Source organism: Klebsiella sp. KTE92, from assembly GCF_000398905.1.
Taxonomy (GTDB): Bacteria; Pseudomonadota; Gammaproteobacteria; order Enterobacterales; family Enterobacteriaceae; genus Klebsiella; species Klebsiella variicola.
In genome coordinates, this window is the sequence record NZ_KB976100.1 from 2,268,978 (window position 1) to 2,281,133 (window position 12,156).

General features: G+C 60.0%; 8 protein-coding genes. All 8 read left to right on the forward strand.

Translation table 11 applies throughout. The features are described from left to right. The first annotated feature begins 431 nt into the window (after positions 1-431). The 8 genes from tssB to A1WC_RS14610 all read left to right on the forward strand — a co-directional run bounded on the left by tssB (position 432) and on the right by A1WC_RS14610 (position 12,155). A complete protein-coding gene (gene tssB, locus A1WC_RS14645) occupies positions 432-923 on the forward strand; it encodes a type VI secretion system contractile sheath small subunit (RefSeq protein WP_004176434.1) in 492 nt (163 codons plus the stop codon). A 42-nt stretch (positions 924-965) separates the two neighbouring features. Next, a complete protein-coding gene (gene tssC / locus A1WC_RS14640) occupies positions 966-2,510 on the forward strand; it encodes a type VI secretion system contractile sheath large subunit (RefSeq protein WP_008805195.1) in 1,545 nt (514 codons plus the stop codon). Between the two features lie 9 nt (positions 2,511-2,519). Beyond that, entirely contained in the window at positions 2,520-3,863 is a 1,344-nt protein-coding gene (gene tssK, locus A1WC_RS14635) for a type VI secretion system baseplate subunit TssK (RefSeq protein ID WP_016160863.1), read from the forward strand. Continuing rightward, positions 3,860-4,549: a type VI secretion system protein TssL, short form gene (gene tssL, locus A1WC_RS14630; protein WP_016160864.1), complete on the forward strand. Its 690-nt coding sequence runs from the start codon at positions 3,860-3,862 to the stop codon at positions 4,547-4,549. Before tssK ends, tssL begins: the two co-directional genes overlap by 4 nt. Beyond that, positions 4,546-6,252: an OmpA family protein gene (locus tag A1WC_RS14625; protein ID WP_016160865.1), complete on the forward strand. Its 1,707-nt coding sequence runs from the start codon at positions 4,546-4,548 to the stop codon at positions 6,250-6,252. The genes tssL and A1WC_RS14625 overlap by 4 nt, the downstream gene beginning before the upstream one ends. A 4-nt stretch (positions 6,253-6,256) precedes the next feature. Then, complete coding sequence (hcp, locus tag A1WC_RS14620) at positions 6,257-6,748, forward strand: type VI secretion system effector Hcp (protein WP_002902160.1); 492 nt, start codon at positions 6,257-6,259, stop codon at positions 6,746-6,748. A gap of 264 nt (positions 6,749-7,012) precedes the next feature. Beyond that, positions 7,013-9,667, forward strand: coding sequence for a type VI secretion system ATPase TssH (tssH, locus tag A1WC_RS14615; RefSeq protein ID WP_016160866.1), 2,655 nt, complete (start codon positions 7,013-7,015; stop codon positions 9,665-9,667). A gap of 1 nt (position 9,668) precedes the next feature. Continuing rightward, the gene (locus tag A1WC_RS14610; RefSeq protein ID WP_172437950.1) at positions 9,669-12,155 is read left to right on the forward strand and encodes a type VI secretion system Vgr family protein; all 2,487 of its coding nucleotides are present in this window, start codon (positions 9,669-9,671) and stop codon (positions 12,153-12,155) included. The last annotated feature ends 1 nt before the right edge of the window (position 12,156 follow it).

Here is a 12,156-nt window from a genome sequence, read left to right on the forward strand (position 1 = left end):
TGTCTGTGGTGGAAAATATCGCGGGTTCCGCAGGCCTGTGTGCCAGGGCTGCTGACGGTTCAGCGTGGACGAAAACAGGAGAAGTGGCTTAAATGCGTGCCTGATCTGCTAACGATAATATCAATTATCTCATGACAATATTATTCACGGGAATTGCCGCTATCATATTCATTTAATCTATTTTTTTATCGCCTTGATGATATGTGATGTGAATATTCATGTGTTCAATGTTAATTGAGGGTGTTGGCTTTGGACTTTATATTTGGCTGTAAGTCATTCATTGTTGTTACTATTAAAATAAACTTGTTTGCCTTGTGAATGCATTAAAGAAATATTCTTGTTAAGTTGATCGATAATCTGTTTTTGCTCTATTATCATCCGGTTTTTATCGTCAACTCTTCAATAATTATTCCTTAAGGAAAGGAACTGCTATGGCTGATACGTTCCAGAATGAAGTCCCCAGGGCGCGCATTAATCTCAAATTATCTCTTCATACCGGCGGCGCGCAGAAGAAGGTCGAACTGCCGCTGAAGCTGCTTACCATTGGCGATTTTAGTCATGGTAAGGAAAACCGGCCTTTATCGGAAAGAGAAAAAATAAACGTCAATAAAAATAACTTTAACAGCGTACTTTCGGAATTTAGCCCGGAAGTTAACCTCTCGGTGCCGAATACGCTGGCCGGTAATGGTGAAGAGGAGAATGTCAGACTGCGTTTTACCGACATCAAAGATTTTGAACCGGAGCAGGTTGCCCGGCAAATACCGCAACTCCGCGCCATGCTGGCGATGCGTAATTTATTACGCGATCTCAAATCCAATCTGCTTGATAACGCCACTTTCAGAAAAGAGCTTGAGGCAATCCTGAAAGATCCGGCGCTGTCCCAGGAATTACGCGACGAAATGAGTGCGCTTGCCCCGAAATAATGGCGGGGCAAGTCTGTTAATGGATTAACCGGGAAAATGCTAATGTCTGTTACCACAGAAAACGCCCCTGTTCAGGGGCAAACCACGTTGCAGGAAAATAGGGCGGGCGAGGGCGTTTACGCCTCGCTGTTTGAAAAAATTAATCTCGCCCCGGCGTCTCACCTCGGGGATATCAACGACTTTCTGGACGATGCCGCGCTCTCCGAGGCGCCGGCGGCGGAGCGTCTCACCGCGGCGATGCAGGTGTTTATGGAGCGCATTCGTCAGTCCGGTCAGCGGGTGGAAAAGCTCGACAAAACGCTGATTGACCACCATATCGCTGAACTGGATTTCCAGATAAGCCGTCAGCTGGACGCGGTGATGCACCATCAGGAGTTTCAGCAGGTCGAATCCCTGTGGCGCGGCCTCAAACAGCTGGTGGACAACACCGACTATCGGCAGAACGTCAAAACGGAGATCCTGGACGTCGCCAAAGACGATCTGCGCCAGGACTTTGAGGACGCGCCGGAGCTTATCCAGAGCGGCCTCTACTGGCACACCTATACCGCGGAGTATGACACTCCCGGCGGCGAGCCGATCGGCTCGGTGATCTCGGCCTATGAGTTCGACGCCAGCCCGCAGGATGTGGCGCTCCTGCGCAATATCTCCCGCGTCTCTGCGGCCGCCCATATGCCGTTTATCGGCGCCGTCGGCCCGGCCTTCTTCCTGAAAGAGACCATGGAAGAGGTGGCTGCTATTAAGGATATCGGCAACTACTTCGATCGCGCGGAATATATCCGCTGGAAATCATTTCGTGAAACCGACGATGCCCGCTACATCGGTCTGGTGATGCCGCGCGTGCTGGGTCGTCTGCCGTACGGTCCGGACACCGTGCCGGTGCGCAGCTTCAACTATGTCGAGCAGGTGAAAGGTCCGGACCACGAAAAGTATCTGTGGACCAGCGCAGCGTTCTCCTTCGCTTCCAATATGGTGAAGAGCTTTGTCAATAACGGCTGGTGCGTGCAGATCCGCGGTCCGCAGGCCGGCGGCGCGGTGAAAGATCTGCCCATCCACCTGTACGATCTGGGCACCGGCAACCAGGTGAAGATCCCTTCCGAGGTGATGATCCCGGAAACGCGGGAGTTTGAGTTCGCCAGCCTGGGCTTTATCCCGCTGTCGTACTACAAAAATCGCGATTACGCCTGCTTCTTCTCGGCCAACTCCGCGCAGAAACCGGCGCTGTACGATACCGCCGACGCCACCGCCAACAGCCGCATCAACGCGCGTCTGCCTTACATCTTCCTGCTGTCGCGCATCGCGCACTACCTGAAGATGATCCAGCGCGAGAATATCGGCACCACCAAGGACCGGCGGCTGCTGGAGCTGGAGCTGAACACCTGGGTGCGGAGCCTGGTGACTGAAATGACCGACCCCGGCGACGAGCTGCAGGCCTCCCATCCGCTGCGCGATGCCAGCGTGGTGGTGGAAGATATTGAGGATAACCCAGGCTTCTTCCGCGTGAAGCTTTACGCGGTGCCGCACTTCCAGGTCGAGGGGATGGACGTCAATCTGTCGCTGGTTAGCCAGATGCCAAAGGCGAAGGCGTAGGTTCGGACGATGATGAAAACGGAACGTCCGTTGTGGGGCCGGGGCATTATGGTGTCGCCCCAGCATTTTCAACAGCAGGCTGCGTATGCAGCCTGGACTGCGGAAGTGATTGCCCGGATGGGGCTTAACCACCCCTGGGGAGTGATGGAGGCGACCTTCGAACCAGAGATGCTCAAACTGGGCCGCCTGCAGGCTTACAGGCTGCAGGTCCGGTTCCAGGATGGCACGATGATTGATACGGACAATGCCGATGCGCTGCCGTCCGCGCTGTCACTGGACGGCGCGTCCGGCGAGGCGGTGATCGTGCTGGCGCTGCCCCTGATGCAGGCGAATGGCGGCAACTGTCTGAAGCCGGAGGAGGTGGCCGAAAGGCCGGTGCGCTTCCGGCAGCGCTGGCGCGATGTCCGCAACCAGTTCGGGGAAGATACCCGACAGATTGCCGTCATGCAGCCGGAGCTGACCCTCCGTTTCGCCCATCAGGACAACAGCGATTACCTGACCTGTCCGCTTGTTCGCCTGCAGCGGGACTCGCAGGGGGCCTGGCTTATCGACGAGACGTTTCTCCCGCCGCTGCTGCAGATCCAGGGCAGCCGCTGGCTGGCGACGCAGCTTGAACAACTGCTTACTCAGCTTCGGGCTCGTCTGACGCGCCTGATGGCCATGCGTCGCGAGAGCAATGAACGGATGGCTGATTTTGCCGTGGCCGATGTCTCTCTGTTCTGGTTGCTGAACGCGCTGAACAGCGCCGAGCCGGTGCTGGGGTACTTTCTGCGTTACCAACAGAGCCCGCCGGAACGCCTCTATCCGGAGCTGGCGCGCCTGGCTGGCAGCCTGCTGACCTTTTCGCTCACCCATCAGGCGAATGCCGTCCCGATTTATCAGCATGACCAGCTGAACGCGGTTTTTCCGCCGCTGTTTGATTTACTGAGCGACCTACTGGAGGCGAGCCTGCCGTCGCGGGTGGTGGCGATTGCGCTGGAGCATGATGCCCGGCTGCACTTCTGGCAGGCGCGTCTGCACGATGCCCGGCTGCGGGAAGGGGCTGACTACTACCTGTCGGTTCGTTCTTCGGTACCGGTCGCCCGACTGCAGGAGCAGTTTCCGCGACAGTGCAAAGTGGGCAGTCCGGATCATGTCAAAGCCATCGTCAACTCCTCGCGGACAGGGGTGCCCCTCACGCCATTGCGTCATGTGCCGGCGGCGATCCCGCTGCGTCTGGAAAATCAGTATTTCAGCCTCGATGTGTCCCACCCTCTGGCGACGGAAATGCTGCAGAGCGGCACCTGTATGTTTTACGTCCCGGGGATGCTCGGTGAGCCTGAACTTGAACTTTTTGCGGTACTACGAACGTGAATGAGCCTAAACGCGGTAACGCCGCGTCCATTGATATTGATGCGCTGCTGCAGAACACCTGGCTGCAGGTTATCAGCCTGCGCCACGGCCCGCAGTTCCGCGATGAGGAAGGGTACACGCTATGGCAGCGCTGTATTGCTGATGTCGAGCGCGTGCAACATGAGCTGAAGGCGAGCGGGCTTGATGACGCCAGCTGTCAGCATATTCTCACCGCCCAGTGCGCGCTGCTCGATGAAGCCGTGAAAGGGCGCGGCGTGGAGGATGAGGCCTGCCTGCAGTGGTATGACATTCCGCTGCAGGGGCACTTCCTCGGCACCATGGATGCCGGTGATACGCTGTGCGAGCGGATGCGTGATGTGCTGCGTGAACCGGCGCCAGACCTGGCCGTGGTCACCTGTTTTCAGCGGGTGATGCTGCTGGGTTTTGTTGGCAGCTTTCGCTCCCTCAACGATCCCGAGCGCCTGAAGCTGATCAACGCGCTCAGTGAGCATGTCCCACCTTTTCAGTGCCCGTCAGCCGCTCCCGTACTGGTAGAGAGTCGGGCAGGACTGGGGATAAGCGGCTGGCTGGCCTCCTGGCCCGTGCGAATTGGCCTGAGCGTGATGGTGGTACTCGTCCTGTGGTGGGGGCTGAACCACTGGCTCGATCACCTGCTGCTGACCCTGTTACCGGGGACGGTGAAATGAGCCCCGCGCAGCAGCGTGGGCTGGCGCTGTGGGCCAGCCTGCTGAGTGCGCTGGTGTGCCTGCTATTTTTGCCGGTTCCCCGCTGGGGGGCATGGCTCATTCTGCTGGTCACGCTGGCCCTGATCATCGGGATCTGGCGCATCGCCAGTCGTCGTACCCGACGTAACGTCGCATCAACCCTGGCCCCTCTCCCGGAGGGCGCTTATCGCCAGCCGGTGGTCCTCGTTTGCGGCGATCTGCCGTTTGTCTGGTCGCAAAAGTCTCCGGTGCGGGTCGTCAAACAGGGCTGCTGGATCCGCGTGGAAAAGACGGAGGAGCTGCAGCAGGTCGCGCGTCAGATATTGAGCCAGCGGCCGGAATGGGGGCCTCAGCTGTCGGTGCTGCTCTGCGTCTGCCCGCAGCGGCATGCGCAAAGCGATGCGCTGACCAGCGCTCTGCTGGCCCTGCGCTGGCAACTCAGCCAGCTGCGCCAGCAGACGGGGTATGCCGTACCGCTGGCGCTGCAGGGGCAGGTGGGCAGCACGATGAGCCCCATCCTGCTCTGGCAGGCGGCGATGCCGGGTGAAGCGGTGAAAGTCTGGCAGCCCTCCTGCGCCCCCTGTTCCGTACCGGCCTGGGTAAGCGCTGGCGGGGCGGCCGCGCTGAAGCAGCAGGTGCTGATGAACAGCCTGATGGGCTGGTTTGAACAGCACGTCCATGCCGTGTTGACGGAAGAGAATACCGACCTGCCGCCTCTGACCCCAGCGGCCGTGCTGTGGGGCCTCGGGCCCTCGCTGCCTGGAAGTCTGGCGTCGTCGGCCTGGACGACGTGGTTATCCCGACATAGTGGCCTGTCGCGGGTAGCTGGCTGGCAGCCTGGCGAGAGCGACACCGGGGACGCTTCAGCCTTACCGGAATTCATCCTGCCGCAGTTACCGGCGGGACGGGGACTCACGCCACGAGGCAGGGCCTGGCGCGCGGCGCTCGCGATTTTCACCCTCGCGGCTGTCGCCGCGCTGCTCAGCAGTGGCTGGAACAATCGACAACTGCTGCAGCGCGTGGGCGTCGATATTGCCCGTTATGAGCGGATTGCGATGGATGATTATCGGCCAAAAGCCAGCGCTGTCAGGGTGCTGCGTGAAGATGCCGCGCTGCTGGATAGCTGGGCGCGTAACGGCGTCCCGCTGCGCCTGAGTCTGGGCTTGTATCGCGGGGAGCAGATTCGCCTGCCGCTGCTGGAGGCGATTCGCGGTTACGTGCCGCCGCCACCGCCGCCCAGGCCGGTGCAGCGCGTCGCGCCGAACGTCATCCGCCTTGACAGCATGTCGCTATTCGATACCGGGAAATGGGTACTGAAGCCCGGTTCGACAAAGCGGCTGGTCAACTCACTGATGGACATTAAGGCCAGGCCCGGGTGGCTGATCGTGGTGGCGGGTCACACCGACAGCGTGGGTGAGGAAAAAGCCAACCAGCTATTGTCGCTGAAACGTGCGGAATCGGTCCGCGACTGGATGCGCGATACCGGCGACGTGCCGGACAGCTGCTTTGCCGTTCAGGGCTATGGCGAAAGCCGACCAATTGCAACAAACGATACGCCGGAGGGCCGTGCGCTGAACCGTCGTGTCGAAATCAGTCTGGTGCCGCAGGTAGACGCCTGCCGGTTACCGGACCAACCCTCTGCGTCATCCCAGGATGATGGCGCTTCACTACACAATGGAGAGTAATTCCATGGCAATTCCTGTTTATCTTTGGCTGAAAGACGATGGCGGCGCGGACATTAAAGGGTCTGTCGACGTTCAGGATCGTGAAGGCAGTATCGAAGTGGTGGCTCAGGAGCACAACCTGTACATCCCGACCGATAACAACACCGGCAAACTGACCGGCACGCGTATCCATACGCCGTTCCTGTTCACCAAGGAGATCGACTCCTCCAGCCCCTACCTGTACAAGGCGGTGACCACCGGCCAGACCCTGAAATCCGCTGAGTTCAAGTGGTACAGAATCAACGATGCCGGCCAGGAAGTGGAGTATTTCAATACCAAACTTGAGAACGTCAAGGTGGTGAAAGTGAATCCCCTGATGCACGACATCAAAAACCCCGCCTACGAGAAGCACAACCATCTGGAACAGATTGAGCTGCGCTACGAGAAGATCACCTGGACCTATAAAGACGGCAACATCATTCACTCCGATAGCTGGAACGAACGCGCCACCGCGTAATTGCCCGTCATATTTCGCGCCGCTGGCGCGCAGGCGACGTTCGCTCATCCCGGCCGCATCGTTATCTCTGCGGCCGGGGATTATTGCGGGCGATCGCCTGATGCGGGCAGCGTTTCTCTGCCCGCCGTTTTTTGCTGAGCGCCTGAGATACGGGGTCTCAGCAAAGAAAAACACAATCTGTCTGCCTGACCTTGTGCGCTTGGGGTTCCTGTTCAGGAACAGCGACGGGCGGTAGCGTGTCCGGAACCAATAAGAGAGGATCTCATGGAAAATCCAGCCAGCCTGTTACGCCGTCTTAATCCCTGCTGTGCCCGCGCAATGGAGGGGGCGGCCTCCCTGTGCCAGACCCGGGCGCATGCCGAGATCCTGCCCGAGCACTGGCTGCTTAAGCTGCTGGAACAGGGGGAAGGCGATCTGACGGTGCTGGCGCGGCGCTATGAATGGGATATGGATGCGCTGTGGCAGGATCTGCTGAACTGGCTGGATAAACAGCCGCGCTCGGTACGTCATCGTCCCCAGCTCTCTGACCATACCCTGAGGCTGATGCAGGAGGCCTGGCTGATTGCCTCGCTCAGCGGCGAAGCGCAGATCCGCAGTGTTCACCTGCTGATGGCGCTGGTTGAAAAACAGAATCTGATCCAGTGCGATGGCCTGTGGCCGCTGTTAACGCTGGGCCAGCGTCAGCTGGAACGCCTGCGCCCCTTGCTGGATGCCCAGTCCGACGAACGTCCGCCAGCGCAGCAGGAAGCGGCCCTGGCGCAGCCCCATGGCGGGGACGTGGAATTTGTGGGGCGTCCTGCGAGCGGTGAACTGAATGCGGATGGGCTCAACCCGGCGCTGCAGAACGCGCTGGACAAATTCACTCTCGACGTCACCGCCAAAGCCAGAGATGGCCAGATTGACCCGGTGTTCGGACGCGACACGGAAATCCGCCAGATGGTGGATATTCTCTCCCGTCGGCGTAAAAACAACCCGATCCTCGTCGGTGAGCCGGGCGTGGGCAAGACCGCGCTGGTGGAAGGCCTGGCGCTGCGCATTGCCGAAGGCAACGTCCCCGACGCGCTGAAGCCGGTGTCGGTGCGCACCCTCGACCTCGGTCTGCTGCAGGCCGGCGCCGGGGTCAAAGGCGAGTTCGAGCAGCGGCTGAAAAATATCATTGAGGCGGTACAGCAGTCGCCTTCGCCGGTGCTGCTGTTTATCGACGAGGCGCACACGATCATCGGCGCGGGTAATCAGGCGGGCGGCGCGGATGCCGCCAACCTGCTGAAGCCGGCGCTGGCCCGGGGCGAGCTGCGGACCATCGCCGCCACCACCTGGTCTGAATACAAGCAGTACTTCGAGCGCGACGCCGCGCTGGAGCGCCGCTTTCAGATGGTCAAGGTGGATGAGCCGGACGACGACACCGCCTGCCTGATGCTGCGTGGCCTGAAGTCCCGCTATGCCGACCACCACGGCGTGCATATCACGGATGATGCGGTGCGCGCCGCCGTGACGCTGTCACGACGCTATCTCACCGGCCGCCAGATGCCGGACAAGGCAGTGGATTTACTCGACACCGCTTCCGCCCGCCTGCGTATGAGTTTGGATACCGTGCCTGAGCCGCTGACCCGCATGAAAGCGCAGCTCACCGCGCTGGCAATGGAGAAGCAGGCGCTGCTGGAAGATATTGCGCTGGGCAACAGCGCCCGCGGCGATCGGCTGGCGGCCATTGAGCAGGAGGAGATCCGCCTTATTCTGGCGCTGGATACCCTTGAAACTCAGTATGGTCAGGAGCTGCAGCTGACGGAAGCGCTGCTCGCCTGCCGCCGCGATATCTCCCGCCAGGCGGAAATTAGCGATCTACAAACCGCACTTATTGCTGTCCAGCTGGGCAATCCGCTGCTCGGGCTGGACGTCGACGTCCGCACCGTGGCGACGGTGATTGCCGACTGGACCGGCGTGCCGCTCTCCTCGCTAATGAAAGATGAGCAGACGGAGCTGCTGAGTCTGGAAGAGAGTCTCGGCAAACGGGTGGTTGGCCAGGAGGCGGCCCTGAGCGCTATTGCCCGGCGCCTGCGCGCCGCGAAAACCGGCTTGACGCCGGAGAACGGTCCGCAGGGGGTGTTCCTGCTGGTCGGGCCGAGCGGCACCGGCAAAACGGAAACGGCGCTCGCCCTGGCCGATGCGCTGTTCGGCGGCGAGAAAGCGCTGATCACCATCAATCTCTCCGAGTACCAGGAGCCGCACACCGTCAGCCAGCTGAAGGGTTCTCCGCCGGGCTACGTCGGCTACGGCCAGGGCGGGATCCTGACCGAGGCGGTGCGCAAACGCCCCTACAGCGTGGTGCTGCTCGATGAGGTGGAGAAGGCCCATCGCGATGTGATGAACCTGTTCTATCAGGTCTTCGACCGGGGGGTTATGCGCGACGGCGAGGGGCGTGAAATTGACTTTCGCAACACCGTGATCCTGATGACCGCCAATCTCGGTAGCGACCTCCTGATGCAGTTGCTGGATGAACAGCCGGAGGCCAGCGAATCAGACCTGCACGAGCTGCTGCGCCCGGTGCTGCGCGGCCACTTCCAGCCGGCGCTGCTGGCCCGCTTCCAGACGGTGATTTACCGTCCGCTGCCGGCGGTTGCGCTGCGCGCCATTGTCGGGATCAAGCTCGGTCAGGTGAGTCAGCGTCTGGCTTGCCATTACGGAATCACCACCACCCTCAGCGAGAGCCTGTTCGACGCGCTGACCGAGGCCTGCCTGCTGCCGGATACCGGCGCCCGTAACGTCGACAGTCTGCTCAATCAGCAGATCCTGCCGGCACTGAGTCAGCAGCTATTGAGCCATATGGCGGCGGGGCAGAAACCGCGCCAGGTGACGCTGGGGTATCACGAAGAGGAAGGCGTCATGATGGCGTTTGACGAGGGGACAATATCCGATGAGTAGCGTGAAATCGTTGTTGTTCAGCCATAACCACCACCTGCTTTCGGTGAAGGGATGTGAAGCCGGGCTTGATGTGCTGGCCTTCGAGGGCGATGAAGCCCTGAGCCAGCCGTTCCGCTACCGTATTGAATTCACCAGCGCAGACCATGCCATCAGCAAAGAGATGATGCTGATGAAGGCAGCCTCCCTGACGCTGCAGGCGCCGGTGGCTCAGGGCTTCGGCATCAATGTTCAGCAACCCGTGCGGGTGATCCAGGGCGTGGTGACGGGGTTTGAACGGCTCAGTACCTCCAGGGATGAAACGCACTACGCGCTGACGCTTCAGCCGCGCCTGGCGCTGCTTAATCGCTCGCACCAGAACGCCATTTACCAGGACCAGTCCGTTCCGCAGATTGTGGAAAACATCCTCCGCGAGCGCCACGGCCTGCGCGGTCAGGATTTTCTGTTCTCGCTGACAAAAACGTATCCGCGCCGCGAGCAGGTGATGCAGTACGGCGAGGATGACCTGCGCTTTATCACCCGGCTGCTGGGTGAGGTGGGGATCTGGTTTCGCTTTACCGCCGACACGCGGCTGCACATCGACGTCGCTGAGTTCTGCGACAGTCAGCAGGGCTATGAGAAGGGGCTGACGCTGCCTTCGGTCCCGCCGTCAGGGCAGCAGTCGGCCGGGGTGGACGCGGTGTGGGAGATGGCATGCCGCCACCGCGTCGTGGAGCAGCAGGTCAGTACCCGCGACTACAACTACCGCGAGGCGACGGCGGACATGAGCGCGCAGGTGGATGTCACCCGCGGGGAGACCACCACCTTCGGTGAGGCTTACCACTGGGGAGATAACTACCTGACGGCGGGGAATGCCCATGACCGGCATCCGGCGCCGGAGTCCGGGGCGTTTTACGCCCGCCTTCGCCATGAGCGTTATCTGAACGGCCAGACCCGGACGCAGGCCATCACCAGCTGCCCGACGCTCTGCCCGGGACAGGTGCTGAAGGTCACCGGCGGAGAGGAGGTGGCCAGGGAGTTTGCTGATGGCGTGCTTATCACGGCGATGCACAGCCACGCCCGGCGCGATGCGGACTTTGCGGTGGAGTTTGCCGGCATACCGGACAGCCCGGACGTCGGCTACCGGCCTGAGCCCGGCGCGCGTCCGGTGATGGCCGGGACGCTGCCGGCCCGCGTGACCAGCACCCGGGAAAACGACACCTACGGGCATATCGACAAACACGGACGCTACCGGGTGAATATGCTGTTTGACCGGGCGCGCTGGGAAACCGGGTTCGAGAGCCTGTGGGTCCGCCAGTCGCGGCCGTATGCCGGAGACACTTACGGCCTGCACCTGCCGCTGCTGGCGGGGACGGAGGTGGCGATTGGCTTTGAGGATGGTAACCCCGACCGGCCGTATATCGCGGGGGTGCTGCACGACTCGGCGCACGGCGACCACGTCACCATCCGCAATGACAAACGCAACGTTCTGCGCACCCCGGCCAACAACAAAATCCGCCTCGACGACGAGCGCGGAAAAGAGCATATCAAGGTCTCGACGGAGTACGGCGGCAAGAGCCAGCTGAACCTCGGCCATCTGGTGGATGCTGAAAAGCAGCCGCGCGGCGAAGGCTTTGAGCTGAGAACCGACAGTTGGGGCGCTATCCGGGCACAGAAGGGTATTTTTATCAGCGCGGACGGACAGGCGCAGGCCCGGGGGCAGGTGCTGGCGATGGAGCCGGCCCTTGCCCGGCTTTCAGCGGCATTACTGGAGATGGAATCCCTTGCCGCCAGCGCACTTCAGGCTCAGGCCCTGGCTGCTGATGTCAGTCGTCAGCAAAAACTCCTGAAGCAGAAAATTGAACAACTGCATGGGGAGGTGATCCTTGGCAGTGCGCCGAAAGGAATTGCCCTGGTGAGCGGTGAAGATATGCAGTTTTCGGCCAGCGATAATCTGACTCTTACTGCAGGTAAACAACTCGATATTGGTGCACATAAGGACTTTACCATGGCGGTAGGTAAGCAACTGAGTCTGTATAGTCGTGGAGGTGTCAAACTATTCAGCTCGCAAAATGATATTGATATTCAGGCTCAGGGAGGGAATATCACTACTTGGTCGACGGAGGATACGCATATTTCAAGTGGCAGAAAAATGGTCATTACAGCACAGGATGAACTGACGCTGATATGCGGTGGCGGCTATATCAAAATCACTGGTGGGAGTGTTGAAATTGGCGGATCGGGCAAACTGCTGATTAAAAATTCGGGGATAAAGAAAGCAGGCGCTGGCAGTATGCAGGGTGTTATGAGGTCGTTTGAACCCTCAACATTTGATGAAAAATTTATAATCAGAAATGCGCTGACTAAAGAACCACTGCCAGGGAGAGCGTACAAAATTACCATGCCAGATGGTTCAGTTGTTTCTGGTGTAACAGATGATTCTGGAGCAACGTCACTCAATTCATCTGATGTTATCGACAATATGAACATAAGCTTGGTTAAGGCGAAATAAG

What these genes read in the sequence shown, in the direction of transcription:
- A1WC_RS14625 (WP_016160865.1), top strand. Translation starts at nt 4,546, where the DNA reads ATGAGCCCCGCGCAGCAGCGTGGGCTGGCGCTGTGGGCCAGCCTGCTG.
- tssK (WP_016160863.1), top strand. Translation starts at nt 2,520, where the DNA reads ATGATGAAAACGGAACGTCCGTTGTGGGGCCGGGGCATTATGGTGTCG.
- tssB (WP_004176434.1), top strand. Translation starts at nt 432, where the DNA reads ATGGCTGATACGTTCCAGAATGAAGTCCCCAGGGCGCGCATTAATCTC.
- tssH (WP_016160866.1), top strand. Translation starts at nt 7,013, where the DNA reads ATGGAAAATCCAGCCAGCCTGTTACGCCGTCTTAATCCCTGCTGTGCC.
- tssC (WP_008805195.1), top strand. Translation starts at nt 966, where the DNA reads ATGTCTGTTACCACAGAAAACGCCCCTGTTCAGGGGCAAACCACGTTG.
- hcp (WP_002902160.1), top strand. Translation starts at nt 6,257, where the DNA reads ATGGCAATTCCTGTTTATCTTTGGCTGAAAGACGATGGCGGCGCGGAC.